The organism is Hoeflea sp. YIM 152468, from assembly GCF_029210485.1.
In the GTDB taxonomy this organism is placed as follows: Bacteria; Pseudomonadota; Alphaproteobacteria; order Rhizobiales; family Rhizobiaceae; genus Hoeflea.
The window spans coordinates 133198-156312 of sequence record NZ_JARGET010000008.1 but is presented as its reverse complement, the minus strand read 5'-3'; the positions used below and the strand labels follow the sequence as shown (position 1 = coordinate 156312).

Here is a 23115-nt window from a genome sequence, read left to right as displayed (position 1 = left end):
GGCTCTCTTAGCCCTTCATCATGTTGACGTCTTCCACGGCAATGGAGCCGCGGTTTCGGAAAAAGACGACGAGAATGGCAAGCCCGATGGATGCTTCCGCAGCCGCAACCGTCAGGATGAAAAGCGCGAACACCTGCCCGACGATATCATTGAGATGCATCGAGAAAGCCACCATGTTCAGGTTGACGGCGAGCAGGATTAGCTCGATCGACATCAGGATGACGATCACGTTCTTGCGGTTCAGGAATATCCCGAAAATGCCGAGCGTGAACAGGATCGCGCTGACAGTCAGATAATGGGCGAGTCCGATTTCCATGCAATTATTCCTTCACATCCCCGCGTTCAAATGCCCTGGCCGGGCTTGACCTTGACCACTTCCATAGCGGTTTCCGGTGTCCGGGCGATCTGCTGGTTTATGTCTTGTCGTTTGATATTCTGGCGATGTCTGAGCGTCAGCACGATGGCGCCGATCATGGCAACCAGAAGCACCATGCCGGCAATCTGGAAGTAGAATATGAAATCCGTGTAGAGCACGTCACCGAGCGCCTCGGTGTTCGTGCGTTCGGACAATGCCGGTATCGGACTGGTGCCGCTGCCCGCCACTGCCGGGTGAAACGTATTGCCAGCCAGCACGACGATCAGTTCCGCAGCCAGAATAAACCCGACCAGCGCGCCCATCGGCGCATATTCCTGGGCGCCGGACTTCAATTCCGAAAAGTCGACATCAAGCATCATCACGACGAAGAGAAACAGAACCGCGACCGCGCCGACATAGACCACCAGCAGGATCATCGCCAGAAACTCTGCCCCGGTCAGCAGGAACAGCCCGGCCGCATTGAAGAAGGTGAGGATCAGAAACAAAACGGAATGTACCGGATTGCGCGCGGCGATCACCATGAAGGCGGAAGCCACTGCCACAAAGGCAAACAAATAGAAAAACAGAGCCTGAAGACCCATGATCGGCGCCTTTTCGTATTTCCCCCGAGTGACTGGAACCCCGTGTTCCTGTCCCGGATGAAGGAGGGAGTGGTTTGAGCCGTCCCTGCCCCCGCGTTTGGTTTCAAGACAGTGCCCCCGTCCGGAGCGCTGTTCCCGTGTCTTACCTGTAGGGTGAATCGATCGCGATATTGCGGGCGAGTTCCCGTTCCCATCGATCGCCATTGGCGAGCAACCGGTCCTTGTCGTAGTAGAGTTCTTCGCGCGTCTCCGTGGCGAATTCGAAATTCGGGCCTTCGACAATTGCGTCAACCGGACAGGCTTCCTGGCAGAATCCGCAATAGATGCACTTCACCATGTCGATGTCATACCGCACGGTGCGGCGGGTGCCGTCGTTGCGCCGTGGTCCGGCTTCGATGGTGATCGCCTGCGCGGGACAGATCGCCTCGCACAGCTTGCACGCAATGCAGCGTTCTTCGCCATTGGGATAGCGTCGCAAAGCGTGCTCGCCGCGGAAACGCGGGCTCACCGGGCCCTTTTCGTAAGGATAGTTCAACGTCGCCTTCGGGGCGAAGAAATAGCGCATCGACATGAAGAACGCGCTGACAAATTCCTTCAGGAACAGTGATTTTGCAGCTTGAGCCAAGGCCATGACAGTCAGTCTCCGCTCTTGCCCGGCCCGATCAGCCGGAGGATGGAAGGGGTGGTCATGCTCATGGTGCCAGTCCTGTCAATTTGAGGAAGAACGCCACGATCACCAGCATGCCCAGCGAGATCGGCAGGAAAACCTTCCAGCCGAGTCGCATCAGCTGGTCATAGCGGTAGCGCGGCACAAAAGCCTTCACCATGGCGAACATGAAGAACACCATACAGACTTTGAGCACGAACCAGATGATGCCCGGCACCCAATTGAGGAACCACACATCAAGCGGCGGCAGCCATCCGCCCAGAAACAGGATCGTTGTCAGAGCGCACATCAGCACGATGGCCGTATACTCTCCGAGCATGAACATCATGTAAGGCGTCGATCCGTACTCGACCATGAATCCCGCCACCAGTTCCGATTCGGCTTCGGGCAGGTCGAAGGGCGGCCGGTTGGTCTCGGCCAGTGCCGAGATGAAGAAAATGATGAACAGCGGGAACAGCGCAAACCAGTGCCAGTCAAGCGCCGAACTTGGCAGCCCGATCCGGGTGCCGACACCGTCCACCTGCGCCATGACAATGTCGGTCAGGTTGAGCGAGCCGACGCACAGCAGCACCGCCACGATGACGAAACCCATCGACAGTTCATAGGAGATCATCTGCGCAGCGGAGCGCAATGCACCCAGGAACGGGTATTTCGAGTTCGAGGCCCAGCCGCCCATGATGATGGCATAGACTTCCAGCGAGGAAATCGCGAACACGAACAGGATGCCGACATTGATGTCGGCGATCACCCAGCCGGCATTGACCGGAACAACCGCCCAGGTGGTCAGAGCCAAAGTCACCGCCAACAGCGGCGCCAGCAGGAACACCCCCTTGTTGGCGCCGGATGGAATCACCGGCTCCTTGAAGACGAACTTCAAAAGATCGGCAAAGGATTGAAACAGCCCCCAGGGTCCGACCACGTTCGGGCCGCGGCGAAGCTGCACGGCAGCCCAGATCTTGCGGTCGGCGTAAAGGATATAGGCAACAAACAGCAAGAGCCCGACGAGCACCAGCAGCGACTGCGCGACCATGACGGCCGCAGGCCAGATATAAGTTGAGATGAAACCGTCCATGATGTTTCCCGCCCCTATTCCGCCGCCACTGCCTTGGCGGTCTTCGCCAAGGCCGAGCATTCAGCCATCACCGCCGACGCGCGTGCGATCGGATTGGTCAAATAGAAGTCTTTGACCGTGGACGCAAACGCCGATTTGTTCATCTTGCCCGCTTTCCTGGCAATTGCGGCAATCGCGCCGCCATCACCGGTGGAAATCATGTCGATTTCCGCAAAATGCGGATAGTCGCCATACAGGGCGGCCCGCAACGCGCGCAGCGAATCATAGGGCAGCTTCTTGCCAAGCACATCCGAAAGCGCCCGCAACACGGCCCAGTCTTCCCGCGCCTCGCCCGGAGCAAACGCCGCGCGGTTGGTCACCTGCACCCGGCCTTCGGTGTTCACATAGGTCCCGGATTTTTCGGTGTAGGTCGCTGCCGGCAAGATCACATCCGCATGATGGGCGCCATTGTCGCCATGGGTGCCGATATAGACCGTGAAACCGGCTGTCTTCTTGGTGAAGTCGAGCTCATCCGCTCCGAGCAGGAACAGCACATCCGTGCCGCTCAGCATCGCGCCCGCGTCAAGGCCGCCCTCTCCCGGCACCAGGCCGAGATCAAGCCCGCCGACGCGCGCTGCCGCCGTGTGCAACACCGCAAAACCGTTCCAGTCACCCTTCACCGCGCCCACGGCATCGGCAAGCTTGGCAACATTGGCGAGCACACCGGCGCCATCGCTGCGCGCCAATGCACCCTGTCCGACGATGATCATCGGCCTTTTGGCGCGCTTGAGCTTGGCCGCAAACTTGTTGCTGCCATCGAGCAGGCCCTTGAGCGTCTCCGGTCCGGCGCCGAGATATTCATGATCGTAACGCAGGTCCGCCTGTTCGCCGATCAGGCCGATCGGCAACTCCCCCATGCGCCAGCGCTTGCGGATGCGCGCATTCAGGATCGCGGCTTCACGGCGCGGGTTGGAGCCGACGATCAGGATCGCGCCTGCATCCTCGATGCCTTCGATGGTCGGATTGAAGATATAGCTCGCACGACCCAGAGCCGGATCCAGCGCAGCACCGTCCTGGCGGCAATCGATATTGACTGAGCCAAGCGAACTGATCAGCGATTTCAGTGCATACATTTCCTCGACTGTCGCCAGGTCGCCGGCAATGGCGCCGATGCGATCGGGCGTCGCGCCGGCCACAGCGGTTGCAATCGCGCCGAAGGCTTCTGCCCAGGAGGCTGCTTCCAGACGACCATTGCGGCGCACATAGGGCCGGTCGAGACGCTGTGTGCGCAAGCCGTCCCAGATGAACCGTGTCTTGTCGGAAATCCATTCCTCGTTGACCGCTTCGTTGACGCGCGGCATCACCCGCATCACTTCGCGGCCACGGGTATCGACCCGGATTGCCGAGCCAAGCGCATCCATCACGTCAATCGATTCGGTCTTGTCGAGCTCCCACGGACGCGCCTGGAAGGCATAGGGCCGCGACGTCAGCGCACCAACCGGGCAAAGGTCGATGACGTTGCCCTGCAACTCCGAGCTCATTGCATGCTCGAGATAGGTGGTGATTTCGGCATCCTCGCCGCGGCCGATCAGACCGAGTTCGGATATGCCGCCCACTTCGGTGGTGAAGCGAACACAACGGGTGCAATGAATGCACCGTGTCATGATGGTCTTGACCAGCGGGCCGATATATTTGTCTTCGACCGCGCGCTTGCTTTCGCCATAGCGCGAACTGTCCATGCCGAACGCCATGGCCTGGTCCTGCAGGTCGCATTCACCACCCTGGTCGCAGATCGGGCAATCCAGCGGGTGATTGATGAGCAGGAACTCCATCACCCCTTCGCGAGCCTTCTTGACCATCGGCGTGTTGGTGAACACTTCAGGCGTTTCGCCATTCGGGCCGGGACGCAGATCACGCACGCCCATGGCACAGGAGGCCGCAGGCTTTGGCGGACCGCCCTTCACCTCGACAAGGCACATGCGGCAATTGCCGGCAATTGACAGCCGTTCGTGAAAACAGAACCGCGGCACTTCCACGCCGGCCTCCTCACACGCCTGCAACAGCGTGTAGTGGTCCGGCACTTCGATCTCGTTTCCATCAACCTTGATCTTGGCCATGCAAGCAGTCCTACCTTTGCATACGGTCCGACGAACCGCGTATCATCCCTGAGCGGGACCAGTTGAGCGTCTTGCCGGGCAAGGAATCCATCCCGCCCGGCTGAGTGTTTCTATTCAGCGGTCGCCCCGCCCCTTGCCAACGCACCGGCCTGTGAAATCCAACCGTCCCGGTCAATCCGACCGCGGAACTGAAGGTAATCATCGACCCACGCCACTTCTTCCGGCTGCCACGCGGCAATCTGTGCAAACGTCCAGACACCAAGCCTGTTGAGCACCTGCTCGAGCTTCGGCCCGACACCGGCAATCAGTTTCAGATCATCCGGCGCTTCCGGCTTTGCGATCTCGGCGGGCCTTCGAAAGTGCTCAGGCGCCAGTGTCGCCGCAGGCTCCTTGTCAGCCGCCCTTCCCACCGATGCCCGTTCGCGGATCGCCGCTGCGGCAAGTTCAGCATCGGATTTGAGCTTATCGACCACTGCTGAAGCGGTGTCCATGCCGGCTGCAGATGCCGTGTCAGCCTTTGCCTTCGCAGAAGCAGCTTTCGGCTTGACGGCTTTTGCCGAACGGGACTTGGCCTTGGCCCTGGCAGCCACCGGTTGGGGCGCAGGCTTCAGCTCGACGATGTCCGCCGTCTTTGTTTTTGCCGTCGGCTGCACATCCGCCACCGCGTCGCTCTCGCCAGCTTCTGGCGCAAGGTCTTTGGCGAAGGCCGGCATCCAGCTCGGATCCGGAAGGCCACCCAGCAGCGATGCCTGGCTCTTCATTGCGCCCTGCATGGCTCCGATCATCAGACCGGCCATCTGTCCGGCAAGGCCGAAACCAATCGCGGTCGCTGCCGCTGTCGCACCCAACGGATAGACCATCAGCGGAGAGACACGCATCTCTTCCAGTCTGGTCCAGTCCGCCATGCTACTCATCGGTTTCATCATCTCGCTCATCATAAACTCGGTGGGAAAAGAAAACATCGACATCAGCATCTTCCTTGTCGATTGCGCGCTCTTATCCCCGTGACGTTTCCTGTCATGCCGGGCCCGGCAAATGCAGGCCTCTTATTCCGCCGCTTCCAGCCGCACATTGCGGCTTTGCACAGCATTGCGTGTGTACTGATCGATCCGCGCTTCCATTTCGGGACGGAAATGCCGGATCAGGCCCTGGATCGGCCAGGCCGCCGCATCGCCAAGCGCGCAGATCGTATGACCTTCGATCTGCTTGGTAACATCAAACAGCATGTCGATTTCGCGTTTTTGCGCATTGCCTCTGACCATACGCTCCATCACCCGCATCATCCAGCCGGTGCCTTCGCGGCACGGCGTGCACTGGCCACAGCTCTCATGCTTGTAGAACACCGACAGCCGCCAGATCGCCTTGACGATATCGGTCGACTTGTCCATCACGATCACCGCCGCGGTGCCAAGTCCCGACTTGAGATCGCGCAGACTGTCGAAATCCATCGGCGCATCGATGATGTCGGCAGCAGGAATGCACGGCACGGAAGAGCCGCCGGGAATCACCGCCAGCAGATTGTCCCAGCCGCCGCGAATGCCGCCGCAATGGGTATCGATCAGGTCGCGGAACGGAATCGACATCGCCTCTTCCACCGTGCACGGTGCATTGACGTGGCCCGACACGCAAAACAGCTTGGTTCCGGTGTTGTTGGGCCGCCCAATACCCGCGAACCAGGCGCCGCCACGGCGCAGGATTGTCGGTGCGACAGCAATCGATTCGACGTTGTTGACGGTCGTCGGGCAGCCGTACAGCCCCATATTGGCCGGGAACGGCGGCTTCAGCCGCGGCTGGCCCTTCTTGCCCTCGAGGCTCTCCAGAAGCGCGGTTTCCTCGCCACAGATGTAGGCGCCGGCCCCATGGTGAACATAAACGTCCATGTCGTAGCCGAGCTTGGAATTCTTGCCCAGCAATCCGGCGTCATAGCACTCGTCGATCGCCGCCTGCAGCGCCTCGCGTTCGCGCACATATTCACCGCGCACATAGATGTAGGTGGCAAAAGCCCCCATCGCGAAACCGGCAATCACGCAACCTTCAATCAGCGTATGCGGATCGTGCCGCATGATGTCGCGGTCCTTGCACGTGCCTGGCTCGGATTCATCGGCATTGATGACCAGATAATGCGGCCGACCGTCGCTCTCCTTGGGCATGAACGACCATTTCAGCCCGGTCGGGAACCCGGCTCCGCCGCGGCCGCGCAGGCCCGACGCCTTCATCTCGTTGATGATCCAGTCGCGGCCCTTTTCCAGGATGCCCTTGGTGCCGTCCCAATGGCCACGCGCCATCGCGCCCTTCAGCGACTTGTCGTAAATGCCATAGATATTGGTGAAAACCCGGTCTTTGTCAGCTAACATCATTCACCTCTAACGCGGCTTCTTGCCGAAGACCTTGATGTACTCGGCCTCGCCGCCCTTGGCCAGCGCCTTGGCCTGCTTGATCCAGTCGTCTCGCTCGATGCGGCCCTTGAAATTCAGGTATCCATCCACCCACTCACGCTCGGCCTTTTTCCACGCCGCCACCTGGGCGAACGTGTAGATGCCCAATGAATGCAACGTGCCTTCGATCTTTGGCCCGACGCCGGATATCTTCTTCAGATCATCAGGCTGTGCCGGCTTGGCGATGCCGGAGGGCCGGTTCTTGTCGTCAAGCGCAGGCGCAGACTTGGCACCGTCTCTTGTTGCCGCCCGGGAGGCTGTGGCGACCTTGCCGGTGTCGATTGCGGAAGAGGCCTTGCGCGCAACCGTCATCGCAGGCGCATCGGTGGCACTGGCCGCAGTCTTGGCGTCAGCCTTCACATTGGCTTTTGCAGCCGCAGGCGATCTGGTCGCGGTCTGCGTCGCAGGCGACTTCGGCCGCCCGGCCTTTGTCGCTGCCGGGGATCTCTTGTTTGCGCTCGCATCCTTTGCCGAGGCCGTCTTTCCGGGCTTGATCTCTTCGGTGACGCTTGTCAGCCCGCCTTCCGGCGCCGAATAAATCCGGTCAATTTGCGGGCCCGGACGAATTTCTTCAGGCCGGCCTGCCTCAAACCGGTCGATGATATAGGCCAGGCGCTCGGGCGACAGGTCCTCGTAAGCATCCTTGAAAATCATCACCATTGGCGCGTTGACGCAGGCGCCCTGGCACTCAACCTCTTCCCAAGACAGCGTTCCGGACTCATTGAGTTGCAGAGGCTCGGGATGGATCTTGTTGCGGCAGACCTCTATCAGCGCTTCCGAGCCGCGCAACATGCAAGGCGTGGTGCCGCAGACCTGAACATGCGCGCGCTTGCCCACCGGCTTCAGCTGGAACTGGGTGTAGAATGTCGCCACTTCCAGGGCCCGGATATAGGGCATCCCAAGCATGTCGGCGATCGTTTCGATGGCGCGCTTGGTGACCCAGCCATCCTGCTCCTGAGCCAGCATCATCAGCGGAATCACCGCCGATTGCGCCCGCTCCTTGGGATATTTCTTGATCCACACCTTGGCCTGGGCGGCAAATTCGCGATTGAACGCGAATTCCGCAGGCTGGACACTCTCTTCGGCAAGTCGACGAACGGACATGGTGAACTCTTTTGTCTTTCTTCCGGCTTATTTGAATTCGCCGAACGGCGACTTGGTCATGGATGGGTTACGGCTATTTGCGGCAGCTTGAAAACCAGTCATCGGTCAACCTCGCCAAACACGATATCGATCGAGCCGAGAATCGCGGAGACGTCGGCCAGCTGATGACCGCGGCAAAGGAAATCCATCGCCTGCAAATGCGCAAATCCAGGAGCCCTGATCTTGCACCGGTACGGCCTGTTGGACCCATCCGACACAAGATAAACGCCAAACTCGCCCTTCGGTGCCTCGACGGCGGCATAAACCGAGCCCTCGGGAACCCTGTAGCCTTCGGTGTAAAGCTTGAAATGATGAATCAAGGCTTCCATCGACCGCTTCATCTCGCCGCGCTTTGGCGGGACGATCTTGCCGTCTTCCGACGAAACCGGTCCGACTTTCTCATCGCCCAGCAGCAGGTCGACACACTGCCTCATGATCTTAACCGATTCACGCATTTCCTGCATGCGCACCAGGTATCGGTCATAGCAGTCGCCATTCTTGCCGATCGGAATGTCGAAATCCAATTCCGAATAGCATTCATAGGGCTGTGACCGGCGCAAGTCCCAGGCGGCGCCTGAGCCGCGCACCATCACGCCGGAAAAACCCCAGGCCCAGGCATCGTCGAGCTTGACCACGGCAATGTCGACATTGCGCTGCTTGAAGATGCGGTTGTCGGTCAACAGACCTTCGATGTCATCACAGGTCTTGAGGAACGGATCGCACCACTTGCCGATATCCTCGACCAGATCATGCGGCAGATCCTGATGCACGCCACCTGGCCGGAAATAGGCCGAGTGCATGCGCGCGCCACAGGCCCGCTCGTAAAACACCATCAGCTTTTCGCGCTCTTCAAAGCCCCAGAGCGGCGGTGTCAACGCACCAACGTCCATGGCCTGCGTCGTGACGTTGAGCAGGTGCGACAGAATCCGCCCGATTTCGGAATACAGCACCCGGATCAACTGGCCGCGCTTGGGAACGGTGACGCCGACCAGTTTTTCAACCGCCAGCGCAAAGGCATGTTCCTGGTTCATCGGCGCGACATAATCGAGCCGGTCGAAATAGGGAATCGCCTGCAGATAGGTCTTCGATTCGATCAGCTTTTCGGTGCCGCGGTGCAAGAGCCCGATATGCGGGTCCACCCGCTCGACGATCTCGCCGTCGAGCTCCAGCACCAGCCGCAGCACGCCATGTGCCGCCGGGTGTTGCGGGCCGAAATTGATGTTGAAGTTGCGGACGTTATGTTCGTTCATGGTATCCGTCCTCACCCCTTGGCTTTTTCATCGCCCGGCAGCACGTAATCGGTGCCTTCCCAGGGGGAAAGAAAATCGAAATTGCGAAACTCCTGCTTCAGCTCGACAGGCTCGTAGACGACTCGCTTGACTTCATCATCGTAGCGCACCTCAACAAATCCGGTCAGCGGGAAATCCTTCCTCAGCGGATAGCCCTCGAACCCGTAATCGGTGAGGATGCGGCGCAGGTCGGGATGGCCGGTGAACAGAATGCCGTACAGATCATAGGCTTCGCGCTCAAACCAGTCAGCACCTGGAAACACCGATGTCAGTGACGGCACGGCTGCCTCTTCAGACGTCGCCACCTGAACACGGATGCGGAAATTCTGCCGCGGCGACAGCAGATGATAAACCACATCGAAACGATCCGCCCTGCCCGGCCAGTCCACACCGCAGCAATCGATGAAACTGATGAACTGGCACTGCGCGTCATCGCGCAGAAACGTCATCAGTTCGATCAGGCTTCCCGGCTGTGTAACCAAGGTCAACTCGTCAAAAGCGATCTCGGCGCGGTCAATCAACCCACCTTTGACTTCGGTGAGATAGTCGGAAAGTTCCTTCAGCACTTGGCTCATCATCAGGTCTCCTAGCGCTCGATCGTGCCGGTGCGGCGCATCTTCTTCTGCAGCAGCAGCACACCGTACAAAAGCGCCTCGGCTGTCGGCGGACAGCCTGGGACATAAATATCCACCGGCACGACGCGGTCACAGCCGCGCACCACCGAATAGGAATAGTGATAATAACCGCCGCCATTGGCGCACGAGCCCATCGAGATCACATAGCGTGGCTCTGGCATCTGGTCGTAGACCTTGCGCAGGGCCGGCGCCATCTTGTTGGTCAGCGTGCCGGCAACGATCATCACGTCCGACTGGCGCGGGCTGGCGCGCGGCGCGATTCCGAAGCGCTCGGCGTCATAGCGCGGCATCGACATCTGCATCATCTCGACAGCGCAGCAGGCCAGGCCGAACGTCATCCACATCAGCGACCCCGTGCGGGACCAGTTGATCAACTCGTCCGTGGAGGTGACCAGAAATCCCTTGTCGGCCAACTCGTTGTTGATCTCGCCGAAAAACACATCGTCGCTGCCGACCGGCTTGCCGGTACCGGGATCAATGATTCCCTTGGGCGCAGGCGCCACCAATGGTGTGTTGCTTACTCCCATTCCAGGGCTCCCTTTTTCCACTCGTAGACAAAGCCGACCGTCAGCACGCAGAGAAACATCATCATCGACCAGAAGCCCATCCAGCCGATGTCCCCGAAGGAAACTGCCCAGGGAAACAGGAATGCGACCTCGAGGTCAAAAATGATGAACAGGATCGCGACCAGATAAAACCGCACATCGAACTTCATCCGCGCATCATCGAAGGCGTTGAAACCACATTCATAGGCGGAGAGTTTTTCCGGATCGGGATTTCTATAGGCGACCGCGAAAGGCGCGATCAGCAAAGCCAGACCGATGACAAGTGCCAATCCGATAAAGATGGCGATCGGTAGATATGAGCCCAGAAGTTCCGTCATGACGTTTGTTCCTGTTTCCGTCACAGTCGAAGCCCGTCCTGCCCGTGGTCTGGAGCCGGTCCCTCGCCTGTACGGCTGATCATGTTGCAACGCGGCGTGGTTAGCGCAGCCCGGCACCCTGCGCAAGGGCGCAAGGAGGATTTGAGCTGATAGTATCAGTTTTCGTAGGCCTGTGTCTTGCTGCAGCCACAAAGGACGCATTTTTTTCGCACCCGCTCTCAAAACAGGCGGCCAAAGCGCGCGCAGGAGAATCAGCCGCTTGCCGCGCAAGCCTGGTCACGCCCGGCCTGATTCCCGCAAACGGGCCGCCGTGGCCCCGCGCCGAATCCCACTTGCAAAGCCGGCATTGGCAGATCAGGCAAAATCAATCTGTGAGGAGAAGATGTGCCCCGAAGGGCGAAGCAACATGGCGTCCGCTTCAAACTTGAAAAATGGCGCGAGTGACGGGACTCGAACCCGCGACCTCCGGCGTGACAGGCCGGCACTCTAACCAACTGAGCTACACCCGCGCATTTTTCAGCGGCAACAGCGGGTGACCGCCGTTCCGTGAGCGGTGAAGTACGGCGTTCGCACAGAGGTGTCAAGCGTCGATTGCAAAGGAAATACGACAAAGTTGAAACTTGTTGGAAAACAGCGCCTTCAAAGCCGGTTCGCAACCGCAGGCAATCGGGCCGGCTTGCGTTTAGATGTGGACCCCGGTTGTTTTTTGTTGCGGAACGGCGGTGAACCTCCTAAAGGAAGCGCCACCGAACTGAGGGCGATTAGCTCAGTTGGTAGAGCGCCTCGTTTACACCGAGGATGTCGGCGGTTCGAGTCCGTCATCGCCCACCATTTTCCCCACAGATGATGTATCAAAAAGACGGCTTCGCCGAGAATTTCTCCGGCGTGCAGGCGACTGGACGGCCCTTTGCCGAAGTCGACGCTCTGATGCGGCAATTGCTGCAGGCCCCGACCGATCTTCTTGAAAACCGGTCCGGACAAGCAAGCCGCCGGGAGCCTCAGGCGATGTCCGGCCTTTTGGCGCGCGCCAGCATCCCTCCCGTGGCCGGCTCGCTCACTCCTGTGGTTCCGGGATAGGTCAGCGGCAAGCCGCGCAAGGAGCGCACAGCCAGCCAGGCCCAGGCTTCCGCCTCCATCGAATCGCCATTCAGCCCCGCCTCTTCCGCAACGATCACCTGTCCGGTGTGTCGCGTTGCCACGGTCAGGTCCTCGACAATCAACCGGTTGTGGCGGCCGCCACCTGTCAGAATCCACAGTTCGGGCTTTTGAGGCAGGTGTGCTTGCGCCTTCGCAATTGCCGCGGCGGTCACGAAGGCCAGCGTGCGCGCGCCGTCCTCCAGCCCGGCTTCCGTGTCATCGGGCAGCTTGAAATCATTGCGGTCGAGCGAGATCCGCTCCCTGGCGGTGAAAAAAGGCGAAGTCAGATAGCGGTTGGCAAGCCCCGAAAGAACCCGGCCTTCCGATCCGATCGCCCCACCCGAATCGTACGGAATGCCCGCGTGCCGCGTCACCCACTGGTCGATCAGCGTGTTGCCGGGACCGCTGTCGAAGGCGCACAGATCACCATCCTGACCGATATAGGTGATGTTGGAGATGCCGCCGATATTGACAAAGGCCACCGGCAATTTGCCGGCCCAGTCCGGGTCCAGCCCGGCGGCCAGCGCCCGGTGGTAGGCCGGCACCAGCGGCGCCCCCTGCCCGCCAAGGGTCATGTCATGGGCACGCATGTCATGAACGACATCTATGCCCAATCGGGAAGCCAGACGCTGACCGTCGCCCAGCTGCACGGTCAACCGCTTCAACGGCCGGTGCAAAACCGTCTGGCCATGAAACCCGATGACATCGATCCGGGCTGGACTCAGACCTTCACGCGTCAGGAAGGCCTCGACCGCACCCGCATGCCGGTCAGTCAACTCCGCTTCGAGTTGAGCCAGCTCGCCGGGCCTGTCGCTGCGTGTCTCGATCGCCTTGGCCGTCTCCAGCGCCCGCTCAAGCCGTTTACGCAACCCGGCATCATAGGCGGTGAAGGACGCCGCACCGCGCTGAACACGGCCATCACCATCGGTCTCGAGCATGGCGAGATCGATCCCGTCCATCGACGTGCCGCTCATCAATCCGATGGCCCGCTTCACTCCACCCTCCCCTGCCATTGCCGTCTCCTCGTTGTTTATCCGACCGGCCTAGCAGATTCGCTCCCGCCCGCAGGGGGCAATCCGACAAGAGGCGCAGTTCGACGTCACCGCCGGCAGCCACGACCTGATTCGGGGCTCTTTGGTTGAATGCATGGCGCGCCGGTGCTAAAGGCGCGTCCGGGTGCCGGAACTTGGCCGGCGCCGATTTTTCCCGGTCATGACGAGATAACCGCAAGGACAGCGACATGTCAGCCTACAAATCCGATTTCCTGCGCACGCTTGAGGAGCGCGGGTTCATTCACCAGACCTCCGATGCGTCAGGTCTTGATGAACTGTTCCGGAAAGAGACTGTGACCGGCTATATCGGCTTCGACCCGACAGCCCCGAGCCTGCATGCCGGCGGTCTGATCCAGATCATGATGCTGCACTGGATGCAAAAGACCGGCCACCGGCCGATCGCCTTGATGGGCGGCGGCACCGGCATGATCGGCGATCCGTCCTTCAAGGATGAGGCCCGCAAGCTTATGACGCCGGATGTGATCGCCGGCAACATCGCCGGCATCAAGAGCGTCTTCGCCAACTACCTTGAGTTTGGCGCCGGGCCGCAGGATGCGCTGATGGTCGACAATGCCGAATGGCTGATGGGCATCAACTATGTCGAATTCCTGCGCGATGTCGGCCGGCATTTTTCGGTCAACCGGATGCTGGCCTTCGATTCGGTCAAGACCCGGCTTGATCGCGAGCAATCGCTGTCGTTCCTGGAATTCAACTACATGATTCTCCAGGCCTATGATTTTGTTGAACTGAACAAGCGCTATGGCTGCCGCTTGCAGATGGGCGGATCGGACCAGTGGGGCAATATCATCAATGGCATCGATCTCGGCCACCGGATGGAGTGTCCGCAGCTTTACGCGCTCACGTCGCCGCTGCTGACCACATCGTCGGGAGCCAAGATGGGCAAATCCGCCAATGGCGCGGTCTGGCTCAACGCCGACATGCTCGGCGCCTATGAATTCTGGCAGTACTGGCGCAACAGCGAGGATGCCGATGTCGGCCGCTTCCTCAAGCTCTACACCACCTTGCCGCTCGATGAGATCGCCCGGCTTGCGGCGCTTGGCGGTGCTGAAATCAACGAAGCCAAGAAGCTGCTGGCGACCGAAGTCACTGCCATGCTGCATGGCCGGGCCGCAGCCGAACAGGCCTCCGAGACCGCCCGCAAGACCTTTGAGGAAGGCCAGACGGCAACCGATCTGCCCACCATCACGGTTGCAGCGTCCGAACTTGCGGCCGGCATCGGTCTGCTGGCGCTGTTTGTCCGCGCTGGCCTGGCTGGCTCCAATGGCGAGGCCCGCCGACATGTCCAGGGCGGGGCGATCAAGCTCAATGATGCGCCTGTCACCGACGACAAGATCCTGGTCAACACCAGCTATCTCAATGATGACGGAGTGATCAAACTCTCGCTTGGCAAGAAGAAGCACATCCTGGTTCGGCCGCAGTAGCGCGCGCCATACCCGCATTGATCAAGCCGCCGGCGCGCCCAGCACCGGCGGCCTTTTTTGTCACGGCCGGAACTCGAAGATCGACCGGAACACACCCGGTGCAATCACCGACAGCGGGTTGACCTCCACCAGCGGCGAAGATGTCTTGCCTGCCAGCCTGAAGGTGATGCCGATCAGACCCCGGTCGCGGCCATTGCCTAGCAGGACCCCGATCAGCGGCAACTCGCTGAACAGCCGGTTGACCCCATAGGCCGGCATGAAGGTGCCGGTCAGATCGATGCGCCCCTTCTGATCGTAAACCTGGCCCTGAAACGATGCGCCGATCTGCGGGCCGCGGATCACGCCTTCGCTGACGCTCAACTGGCCATTGCCGGACACCACACGGGCATTGGCCACTTCAAAGCGGGCTTCGGAAACATCAAGGCCACCCTTGACCGCGTCCTTGAGGCTCTTGCCGTCTTGATTGCCGGGCGTTGACACCAGCGATCCCAGCCGCGGCTCGCCGACCACATCGAAATTCCTGATGTCGATCACTCCCCGGCGCAGCGGACCGTCCTGGCGCTTCAACCGGATATTGAGCAACCCGCCGCGGATGCGGGAGTAAATCCCGGCGAAACGGGCGAAGGCACCGGCGTCGCCGCTGGTGACATCCATGGTCTCGCTGGTTTTGCTTCCCGCGACCGCGATCACCAGCGCCTGACCGCTGCCGGTCACCGCCTTGACGTCAAGAAGATCGATCCGCGCTCCCTGGCCCTTGTAACGCACCGATCCACCGGTGAGTGTTTCATCCGAATAGCCGTGAATCGACTCGACGTTCGCCTCCACCTCGACCGGCGCACTGGCGGATGCGTCTCCCGGTGCGCTCGCTCCCGCGGCTTTGGCCAGCGTGATGATCGGGCGCGCATCGATGGCCTTGCCGCCAATCTTGACCACGTAAGCTTTGCCCTTGCGGGAAACCGTCGCCCGGTAATTGTCACGCGGCGACAAGGCCACGTGATCGAACGTGGCTGCCACCAATTGTCCCTTGTTGAGGGTCACAGCGCCGGCAGCCTCGAACCCATCGCCCGACAGCTTCAGATCCGAGAGCTGAACCTTCTGGCCTTCGGTAAGCATCGAAAACGCAAGCTTTCCAGCCACCCCCTCTCCCTTGACCCAGCCGACGCCTGGAACGGTGAGTTTTGCGGCCTTGAGATCCAGGGTCACCGACTGCACGCCGTCGGCGCCGCCTTCAAGCGTGAACCCGACCGGGCCCGACACCAAGGCACCACTGCCGGGAGCGAGTGTTTCCCGATCTTCCGGGCTGAGGGTGCCGGACAGTTTGTTATGAACCGGCACCGACGACTTGCCGACCGGCTGCACCACATCAAGGGTCATCTGCGCCCCGTCCACCCGTGCGTCGGCTTTCAATTCGGCCCGCACCGGCGTCACGACGAGACTGCCGGTCATTTCGGTCAGCAACCTGCCATCGATCGGCTTGGCGATATCGACAGCTTGCAGGTCAAGACTGACATTCCAGTCCGGCGGCGGCGGTGACTGTTCATTGATAAGCCCGAACCGCGCCGTCACCTTGGAGGAAAGTTTTCCGCTCAACTCCTCCGGCACGAGTCCGATCTTATCAAGTGCGTCAATGGGATGATAGGAAATCAATTCGGCCACCGCATCCGCGTTGCCGCTCACTGACATCGCCAGATCTGCCATCAGCGGCTGCGAGTCCGTGTCCGGAATCGAGAATGTGGCATTGGTCACGTCAACGGTGCGTCCGGTCGGAAAAAATGCCGTGGCTGAGGCAATGTTGAAGCTGACACTGGTCCCGCGAAGGCGCATATGGCCGACGGTATCGCGCAATGGCGGAATGTTTCCGGCCACATTCATCCGGGTTCGTTCAATATCAAAATCGATCTGCAACTGGTCTTCCGTGAAACCGCTCTGGCCTTCCGGCTTGTAATGGCCCGCTGGCGCCGCCAATTGAATGCGGCCGTTGCTCACGGTTCCACCGTAAAGATTGTCAAGCGCCCACCGCCGTGCACGCTTGCCCACCCAATAGGGCCAGAATTGCTTCACCGCCGCTGTGCTCATGCGCGGCACCTCGGCAACCAGGTTTATCTCCGGCGAAATTCCCTCGACAAACCGCCAGGAGGCCGATCCGAACAGCGCGCCCTGCTCCGACGCTATTGTCAGCTCTTCCGCCACCAGCAGCTTTTGTGCCGCGTCAAACCGGCCGAACGCCTTTCCTTCGAAAGAAATCGGCGCTTCATCGGAATCGCCGGGTGCCGCGCGGCCCCGGGTGGTGACGAAATCAAGGGCAATGCCGGGTCCGGATGTTTTGTCGATCCGGTCCGCGTCAATCAGCCCACCGGTGAAGGGAATGACGGTTTCGCCAACACGGAAGATCGAAGGGGTGATCTCGATCTTGTGCAGCTTCGGCATGTAAACCAGGTTCAGACGAGCCTCGCGAATTGCGGCTTCCACCCCTCCCATCATCAAGGTTCCGTCGACCGCCAGCGCCTTGACAGAAAGAGCCGCCCTCCGCTCCGCCGTGGCGCGGGAGGCATCAAACGTGATCTCGAGCGGCGCTGACACACCGTTTTGCCGTTCCAGGGGAGCTTTCGTCCGGAAATCGATGGCAAGGCCGCCGATCTGTCCCGAAATAGCCGAAAGCCCGCTTTCCCGGGTGCGCGCGCTGGCTGTCCCCTTGAAGTTGATCCGGCGTCCGGCCCGCTCGATGTTCGCTTCGATCTCGTATCTTTTCGAATCAAGTCGGCGCACCGCAGCATTTTCAATCACAACCGGCGCACCGGCACCCGATATCCGAATGCCGGAAAACCGGAACTCCGTTGTGTCCACAGTGTTGGCTTGCTCGGCCACGCTGTTCAGAAGCGAAAACAACTGTTCGATCATCGCGTCCGTACCGTCGATCCGGAATCCGGCAAGGTCAGTCAGATTAAACCCATCGCCCTGCGGGGCGGTCAGGCCAACGCCGTCAACATCGACCGAAGACACCGAGATCCGGCCACCCAGCAACGCCAGCGGATCGAGCGCAATGAGTATGCTTTCGGCATGGCTGGGCTGTGTCGATCCGTCCTGCCGCCGCACCACAACATCGCGCGCCAGAAGCGCGAGCTGGCCGCGCGAGGTCAAACGAATTGCCGCCGATTCGAGTTGCGCCCGGTTTTCCGGGCCAACTGCCTGGCTCAGCGCCAGTTGGGCGCGGTCGCGGATGAAGCCGTCGATGCGACCTGTCTGCAAGGCTGCAAAGAATCCGCCGATCAGAACCGTCAGCAGCAGAAGGAGTCCGGCCACCCAGCCGGCAGTCGACCTTGCCCAGTGCCGCGGATGATGCCCCCGAACCAAAATCTGATCGTCCGCATTGGCAGACGGCATGTCGTGCAACGCGGCAATGTCGCGTTTTCTGAATTTGACCTTGTCTATCGGTTGATTCGGCATCGGCGGTGAGGTGTCAACTTTCGGATTTGTCAGTGATTCTGGTGGACTGTCGGGCTCAGCTATATATATCGGCGGACGACAGGGTCACATGTAAAACATTCCATCAATGCGATGAAAGGCTTCCCCAATGAGCGAACTTGACGAAGGTATGCGGGCTCCGGACTTCGATTTGCCACGCGATGGCGGCGGAAACGTGTCGATGAAGGATCTTTCCGGCAAGAAGGTCGTGCTTTATTTCTACCCCAAGGACGACACCAGCGGCTGCACAATCCAGGCAGTCGACTTTACGGCTCTTGCAGCCGAATTCGACGACGCCGGGGCTATCGTTGTCGGCATGTCGCCTGACCCGGTGAAAGCCCACGACAAATTCATCGCCAAACATGATCTCGGCATCATCCTTGCGTCTGACACTGACAAATCAGTGCTCCAGGCCTATGGGGTGTGGAAGGAGAAAAGCATGTATGGGCGGACCTATATGGGTGTCGAGCGCTCCACCTTCCTGATTGACTCCGATGGCACCATCGCCCGCATCTGGCGCAGGGTGAAGCCCAAGGGGCATGCGCAGACAGTGCTGGAGGCGGTGCGGTCGCTGTGACGCTCAATCTGCCGCACCAGGCGGAGTCGGACGCTCTGACTCCCGACCAGCCATTACGGTCACTGCGCGATGGTGCAGCCCGAGCCATTCGGGCCCGGGATCTGGACGACAAGACAGCCCTCACCCAGGAAGTGGCCCGGCGATGGCACAACCGCCGCCTGTCGTTGCGCTCGCCGCTCGACAGTCTTGCACCTGTTCGTCCGGGGCGGCCGGACAGGCCCGACCTGGTGCCGCCGACGCAAGTCAAGCGCCGCTCGCTCCACTCGCAGCGCGGACGTATCGCACTGCTGCATGCCATCGCTCATATCGAACTCAATGCGATGGATCTGGCGCTCGACATTGTCGCCCGTTTCGCCACCGCCCCGATGCCGCAGAGTTTCTTTGACGGATGGATGCAGGTCGCCTTCGAAGAAGCCAAGCATTTCAAACTGGTGCGACAACGCCTTCATGCCCTGGGCGCGGATTATGGCGATCTCCCCGCCCATGACGGGCTGTGGCAAGCCGCCCACGACACCCGCAATGACCTGACCGCAAGGTTGGCGGTCGTGCCGCTGATCCTCGAAGCCAGGGGGCTGGACGTGACCCCGTCGTTGCTGATCAAAATGCGGGAGGTCGGCGACGAGGAGACCGCTGCCGTACTCGAGGTGATCTACGAGGATGAGAAGAAACATGTCGCAATCGGCGCCAAATGGTTCCGGTTCATCTGTGCCCGCCAGGGCAAGGACCCGGCGGAGGTTTTCAGACTGCTCGTACGGGCCAATTTCCGAGGCGGCCTCAAACCGCCCTTCAATGACCTCGCCCGCGCCGCCGCCGGGCTGACGCCGACATTTTACCGCGCCTTGAGCAGCCAGAACATGTCCTGAGACCGCTCAATTGCCCCCGAAATGCGCGGGCTCAAATATTTGTTAACCTTAACACTGTGTAATCCCGCTTGAACAAGTAACGGCAACCCGTTCCCACGAGGATTACCGAGTGTCGCAGAGGCAGGACAGCCGTGTTTTTGGCAAAAAGCCAAAACATTCGCACACAATCATACTCGCCAGCGGCGAAAGCATCCGTCACGTGACCATTCGTCCGTGGATTGCCGGTCTGTTGATGTCATTTCTGGGGGTCATGGCGATCGGGTATCTCGGCGCGACGTCCTATCTGGTGCTGCGCGACGACCTTATCGGGGCATCAATGGCGCGCCAGGCCCGCATGCAGCACGCTTACGAGGACCGGATCGCTGCTTTGCGCTCCCAGGTCGACCGGGTCACCAGCCGGCAATTGCTCGACCAGCAATTGATGGAGGAGAAAGTCGCCGAGCTTATCGCCCGGCAGAACGCTCTGACAAATCGTCAAGGAAAACTGGGACCGTTGCTCGACCGCGCCGGTGCTGCGCCCGGCCCGATCCCGGTTCCCACCGAAAACCCGAAGAAACATGCTGCTCTGGCCACCGCCGCTGCCAAGACACAGCGTCTTGCCGCACTTGCGACCCGGGCGACGATTCTCACCGACCCGGCGCAGGCTCATATGAATCCTCTCGCCTTCACCTCCGGCATCGGCGCTGTCGAGCGGGAATCGGTCGGAGAGCGGGCGGACCGGATTTTCTCCAGTGTCACCCTGTCGCTCAAGTCCATCGAACGCGAGCAGATCGAGAAGATGCAGGCGCTGGCAATCGACGCCTTCGAGACCGCCTCTGAAATCGACGAGATCATCAAGACAACAGGCTTGCCGATGCCGGCATTCGACGACACCGCTGTGGGCGGACCCTTCGTGCGCCCCAATGACCCCAACGCCTTTGATGCAACGATGGATGATCTCGACCAGGCGCTTGGCCGACTCGATGCAGTGCGGCGTCACGCCAGCAAACTGCCGGTCGGCTATCCGGCGCCGGGACGCGAGATCACCTCACGTTTCGGCAATCGCCGCGATCCGTTTGTCGGCCGCCTGGCCTTTCATAGCGGCATCGATTTCCGGGCGCCAACCGGCACCCCGATCTTCAGCACCGGGACCGGTATCGTCATTCATGCTGGGCGCAATGGCGGATATGGCAAGATGATCGAGATCGACCACGGCAATGGCCTGACCACCCGCTACGCTCACCTTTCAGCCATCGAAGTGCGGGAAGGCGACCACGTGATCATGGGCGCGCGCATCGGCAAATCCGGATCAACCGGTCGCTCGACCGGACCTCATCTGCACTATGAAGTGCGCCGCAACGGCACTCCGATCGACGCCATGCGCTTTCTCAAAGCCGCAAAAAAACTCAAGACGTTGCTGGTTGCAAACCGGTAGACAGGCGCACGCCGCACGCCACCCAGGCCGAAAGCCAGGCTGCCGACTGCCAATGATGCGGCCGTCATCTGTCTTGCGGCCAATCCCGTCAAGGATAGTGCAAGTCCCAGCAATAACGCGACAGATGGCGTGACAATCAACTGGATGCGGCGCCTTGGGATCGAAGGTTCAGGCTGCTCAGTGATCTGAGATTCTTCAGGAACAGAAGGAAATGCAACCGCTAAAGGCCAAATTTCGGGCTTTTTCTTGACTCAGGCAGCGGTAACGATTAATCGAAACGGGCAGGACCTGCGATCTCATCGCTCTCCTGTGTTTTGCCGCACACTCCGAAACGGAAAACGCTCCCAATTGACCACTTTTGCTGATCTTGGCTTAAGCCAAAAAGTATTGTCCGCCGTCACTGACGCTGGCTACACGACGCCCACCCCGATTCAGGAAGGCGCTATTCCGCCGGCTCTGGAGAGGCGCGACATTCTGGGCATCGCCCAGACCGGAACCGGCAAGACTGCCGGCTTCGTGCTGCCGATGCTGACGATGCTGGAAAGAGGCCGTGCCAGGGCGCGTATGCCGCGGACACTGATCCTCGAACCGACGCGCGAACTCGCCGCACAGGTGCATGAGAATTTCGAGAAATACGGCAAGAACCATCGCCTCAACATCGTGTTGCTGATCGGCGGCGTCTCCTTTGACGAACAGGACCGCAAGCTGGAGCGTGGCGCAGACGTGCTGATCGCCACACCGGGCCGGCTGCTCGATCATACCGAACGCGGCAAGCTGTTGATGACCGGCGTGGAAGTTCTCGTCATCGACGAAGCCGACAGAATGCTCGACATGGGCTTCATTCCCGACATCGAGCGCATCGTCAAATTCATTCCGTTCACCCGTCAGACCTTGTTTTTCTCGGCCACCATGCCGCCAGAGATTCAGAAGCTGGCTGACAAGTTCCTGCAAAATCCCGCCCGCATCGAAGTGGCGCCGCCCTCGTCCACAGCCGCCACGGTTGAACAGCGCCTGGTTGCCTGCGGCGGCAAGGATTTCGAAAAGCGCGAACGCCTGCGCGAGTTGATCCGCAGCCAGAGCGAACTGACCAACGCCATCATTTTCTGCAATCGCAAGAAAGACGTGGCTGATCTTTTCAAATCGCTGCAAAAACACGGCTTTTCGGTCGGCGCTTTGCATGGCGACATGGATCAGCGCTCACGCACCAACATGCTTCAGGGCTTCAAGGACAACGAGATCTCGTTGCTTGTCGCCTCCGATGTCGCCGCCCGCGGCCTGGATATACCCGCTGTCAGCCACGTCTTCAATTTTGACGTGCCGATCCACGCCGAAGACTATGTCCATCGCATCGGCCGCACCGGTCGGGCCGGTCGTGCCGGCGCAGCCTTTACACTGGTCTCGCGCAAGGACGCCAAATATGTCGACGCGATCACCAAGCTGATTGACCGCGACATCGAGTGGCTTGATGGCAAGGACGCCCTGCAGTCGTCTTCCGACGAAGCTGACGAGAAGCCGGCGCGTGGCCGCCGCAGCGACAGCAAGGGGACTGCGCGCCGTTCCGGACGTGGCGAGAAGCGCAGCAACGACGAAAAGCCGGCGCCGGTCGAAGCTGCGGAAGCTGAGGTCGAAGCGGTGCAGCAGCCCGCCGAAATCGTCGAGGCCGTCTCCAAGGACGCGCCGCACCACGAACCTGAAGCACCTCGGCAACGCCAGGACCGTCAACGCCGTCCCGCGCCGCAGCGGACACCCGAACCGGCCAATGCCAATGCCAATGCTAATGCCAATGCCAATGATGATCGCAGCCGCAATCGCAACCGCCGCGGTGGCCGCGACAATGATGACCGCGAGCCGACACCGGTCGGGTTTGGCGACGAGATCCCGGCATTCATGATGATTGCCGGCAAGTACTGATCACCCCGACAGGCTTGCACAGGACCACAGCCGCTGGCTTTCGCGCCGGCGGCTTTTTTGTGTGATCCTCTCTTTTTGTG

At 60.4% G+C, this 23115-nt stretch carries 19 protein-coding genes and 2 tRNA genes; 6 read left to right on the top strand and 15 right to left on the bottom strand.

Going from position 1 to position 23115, the window contains the following annotated elements; genetic code table 11:
• Positions 1 to 7: 7 nt before the first annotated feature.
• The 13 genes from nuoK to PZ897_RS04840 form a co-directional block, all read right to left on the bottom strand.
• A complete protein-coding gene (nuoK, locus tag PZ897_RS04900; protein ID WP_275750422.1) occupies positions 8 to 316 on the bottom strand; it encodes an NADH-quinone oxidoreductase subunit NuoK in 309 nt (102 codons plus the stop codon).
• Between the two features lie 26 nt (positions 317 to 342).
• Positions 343 to 957, bottom strand: a complete 615-nt coding sequence (locus tag PZ897_RS04895) for an NADH-quinone oxidoreductase subunit J (protein ID WP_275750421.1) — start codon at positions 955 to 957, stop codon at positions 343 to 345.
• 142 nt (positions 958 to 1099) lie between these two features.
• Positions 1100 to 1588: an NADH-quinone oxidoreductase subunit NuoI gene (gene nuoI / locus PZ897_RS04890; RefSeq protein WP_275750420.1), complete on the bottom strand. Its 489-nt coding sequence runs from the start codon at positions 1586 to 1588 to the stop codon at positions 1100 to 1102.
• A 61-nt stretch (positions 1589 to 1649) separates the two neighbouring features.
• Positions 1650 to 2696, bottom strand: a complete 1047-nt coding sequence (gene nuoH / locus PZ897_RS04885; protein WP_275750418.1) for an NADH-quinone oxidoreductase subunit NuoH — start codon at positions 2694 to 2696, stop codon at positions 1650 to 1652.
• A 14-nt stretch (positions 2697 to 2710) separates the two neighbouring features.
• Positions 2711 to 4792: an NADH-quinone oxidoreductase subunit NuoG gene (gene nuoG, locus PZ897_RS04880; RefSeq protein WP_275750417.1), complete on the bottom strand. Its 2082-nt coding sequence runs from the start codon at positions 4790 to 4792 to the stop codon at positions 2711 to 2713.
• Between the two features lie 110 nt (positions 4793 to 4902).
• Entirely contained in the window at positions 4903 to 5760 is an 858-nt protein-coding gene (locus PZ897_RS04875; protein ID WP_275750415.1) for a hypothetical protein, read from the bottom strand.
• A 78-nt stretch (positions 5761 to 5838) separates the two neighbouring features.
• Positions 5839 to 7146, bottom strand: a complete 1308-nt coding sequence (nuoF, locus tag PZ897_RS04870) for an NADH-quinone oxidoreductase subunit NuoF (protein WP_275750483.1) — start codon at positions 7144 to 7146, stop codon at positions 5839 to 5841.
• Between the two features lie 9 nt (positions 7147 to 7155).
• The gene (locus PZ897_RS04865; protein ID WP_275750414.1) at positions 7156 to 8331 is read right to left on the bottom strand and encodes an NADH-quinone oxidoreductase subunit E; all 1176 of its coding nucleotides are present in this window, start codon (positions 8329 to 8331) and stop codon (positions 7156 to 7158) included.
• A gap of 98 nt (positions 8332 to 8429) precedes the next feature.
• Positions 8430 to 9620 (bottom strand): NADH-quinone oxidoreductase subunit D, encoded by a 1191-nt coding sequence (locus PZ897_RS04860; RefSeq protein WP_275750412.1) that lies wholly within the window; start codon positions 9618 to 9620, stop codon positions 8430 to 8432.
• Positions 9621 to 9631: 11 nt separating this feature from the next.
• Positions 9632 to 10234: an NADH-quinone oxidoreductase subunit C gene (locus PZ897_RS04855; protein ID WP_275750482.1), complete on the bottom strand. Its 603-nt coding sequence runs from the start codon at positions 10232 to 10234 to the stop codon at positions 9632 to 9634.
• 11 nt (positions 10235 to 10245) lie between these two features.
• The gene (locus tag PZ897_RS04850) at positions 10246 to 10821 is read right to left on the bottom strand and encodes an NADH-quinone oxidoreductase subunit B (RefSeq protein ID WP_275750411.1); all 576 of its coding nucleotides are present in this window, start codon (positions 10819 to 10821) and stop codon (positions 10246 to 10248) included.
• Positions 10812 to 11177, bottom strand: a complete 366-nt coding sequence (locus PZ897_RS04845) for an NADH-quinone oxidoreductase subunit A (protein WP_275750410.1) — start codon at positions 11175 to 11177, stop codon at positions 10812 to 10814. The genes PZ897_RS04850 and PZ897_RS04845 overlap by 10 nt, the downstream gene beginning before the upstream one ends.
• 432 nt (positions 11178 to 11609) lie before the next feature.
• Positions 11610 to 11686 (bottom strand) — tRNA-Asp (locus tag PZ897_RS04840).
• A 246-nt stretch (positions 11687 to 11932) separates the two neighbouring features.
• Here PZ897_RS04840 and PZ897_RS04835 point away from each other — a divergent pair.
• Positions 11933 to 12008 (top strand) — tRNA-Val (locus PZ897_RS04835).
• Between the two features lie 167 nt (positions 12009 to 12175).
• Here PZ897_RS04835 and PZ897_RS04830 read toward each other — a convergent pair.
• Positions 12176 to 13327, bottom strand: a complete 1152-nt coding sequence (locus PZ897_RS04830; protein WP_275750409.1) for an anhydro-N-acetylmuramic acid kinase — start codon at positions 13325 to 13327, stop codon at positions 12176 to 12178.
• 227 nt (positions 13328 to 13554) lie between these two features.
• Here PZ897_RS04830 and tyrS point away from each other — a divergent pair, with 227 nt between their 5' ends.
• Positions 13555 to 14808 (top strand): tyrosine--tRNA ligase, encoded by a 1254-nt coding sequence (gene tyrS / locus PZ897_RS04825; protein WP_275750408.1) that lies wholly within the window; start codon positions 13555 to 13557, stop codon positions 14806 to 14808.
• Between the two features lie 60 nt (positions 14809 to 14868).
• Here the strand turns inward: tyrS and PZ897_RS04820 are convergent, their stop codons facing one another.
• Positions 14869 to 18252, bottom strand: coding sequence for a DUF3971 domain-containing protein (locus PZ897_RS04820; RefSeq protein WP_275750407.1), 3384 nt, complete (start codon positions 18250 to 18252; stop codon positions 14869 to 14871).
• Between the two features lie 127 nt (positions 18253 to 18379).
• Between PZ897_RS04820 and bcp the strand changes: the two genes are divergently transcribed.
• The 4 genes from bcp to PZ897_RS04800 all read left to right on the top strand — a co-directional run bounded on the left by bcp (position 18380) and on the right by PZ897_RS04800 (position 23035).
• A complete protein-coding gene (gene bcp, locus PZ897_RS04815) occupies positions 18380 to 18847 on the top strand; it encodes a thioredoxin-dependent thiol peroxidase (protein WP_275750406.1) in 468 nt (155 codons plus the stop codon).
• A gap of 35 nt (positions 18848 to 18882) precedes the next feature.
• Positions 18883 to 19710 (top strand): ferritin-like domain-containing protein, encoded by an 828-nt coding sequence (locus PZ897_RS04810; RefSeq protein ID WP_275750480.1) that lies wholly within the window; start codon positions 18883 to 18885, stop codon positions 19708 to 19710.
• A 109-nt stretch (positions 19711 to 19819) separates the two neighbouring features.
• Positions 19820 to 21124, top strand: a complete 1305-nt coding sequence (locus tag PZ897_RS04805; protein WP_275750405.1) for a M23 family metallopeptidase — start codon at positions 19820 to 19822, stop codon at positions 21122 to 21124.
• A 348-nt stretch (positions 21125 to 21472) separates the two neighbouring features.
• A complete protein-coding gene (locus tag PZ897_RS04800; RefSeq protein ID WP_275750402.1) occupies positions 21473 to 23035 on the top strand; it encodes a DEAD/DEAH box helicase in 1563 nt (520 codons plus the stop codon).
• The last annotated feature ends 80 nt before the right edge of the window (positions 23036 to 23115 follow it).

Bases quoted from the DNA above. Each gene is read 5' to 3' on its own strand.
- nuoK (WP_275750422.1), bottom strand. From the start codon at position 316: ATGGAAATCGGACTCGCCCATTATCTGACTGTCAGCGCGATCCTGTTC.
- PZ897_RS04895 (WP_275750421.1), bottom strand. From the start codon at position 957: ATGGGTCTTCAGGCTCTGTTTTTCTATTTGTTTGCCTTTGTGGCAGTG.
- nuoI (WP_275750420.1), bottom strand. From the start codon at position 1,588: ATGGCCTTGGCTCAAGCTGCAAAATCACTGTTCCTGAAGGAATTTGTC.
- nuoH (WP_275750418.1), bottom strand. From the start codon at position 2,696: ATGGACGGTTTCATCTCAACTTATATCTGGCCTGCGGCCGTCATGGTC.
- nuoG (WP_275750417.1), bottom strand. From the start codon at position 4,792: ATGGCCAAGATCAAGGTTGATGGAAACGAGATCGAAGTGCCGGACCAC.
- PZ897_RS04875 (WP_275750415.1), bottom strand. From the start codon at position 5,760: ATGTCGATGTTTTCTTTTCCCACCGAGTTTATGATGAGCGAGATGATG.
- nuoF (WP_275750483.1), bottom strand. From the start codon at position 7,146: ATGTTAGCTGACAAAGACCGGGTTTTCACCAATATCTATGGCATTTAC.
- PZ897_RS04865 (WP_275750414.1), bottom strand. From the start codon at position 8,331: ATGTCCGTTCGTCGACTTGCCGAAGAGAGTGTCCAGCCTGCGGAATTC.
- PZ897_RS04860 (WP_275750412.1), bottom strand. From the start codon at position 9,620: ATGAACGAACATAACGTCCGCAACTTCAACATCAATTTCGGCCCGCAA.
- PZ897_RS04855 (WP_275750482.1), bottom strand. From the start codon at position 10,234: ATGAGCCAAGTGCTGAAGGAACTTTCCGACTATCTCACCGAAGTCAAA.
- PZ897_RS04850 (WP_275750411.1), bottom strand. From the start codon at position 10,821: ATGGGAGTAAGCAACACACCATTGGTGGCGCCTGCGCCCAAGGGAATC.
- PZ897_RS04845 (WP_275750410.1), bottom strand. From the start codon at position 11,177: ATGACGGAACTTCTGGGCTCATATCTACCGATCGCCATCTTTATCGGA.
- PZ897_RS04830 (WP_275750409.1), bottom strand. From the start codon at position 13,327: ATGGCAGGGGAGGGTGGAGTGAAGCGGGCCATCGGATTGATGAGCGGC.
- tyrS (WP_275750408.1), top strand. From the start codon at position 13,555: ATGTCAGCCTACAAATCCGATTTCCTGCGCACGCTTGAGGAGCGCGGG.
- PZ897_RS04820 (WP_275750407.1), bottom strand. From the start codon at position 18,252: ATGCCGAATCAACCGATAGACAAGGTCAAATTCAGAAAACGCGACATT.
- bcp (WP_275750406.1), top strand. From the start codon at position 18,380: ATGAGCGAACTTGACGAAGGTATGCGGGCTCCGGACTTCGATTTGCCA.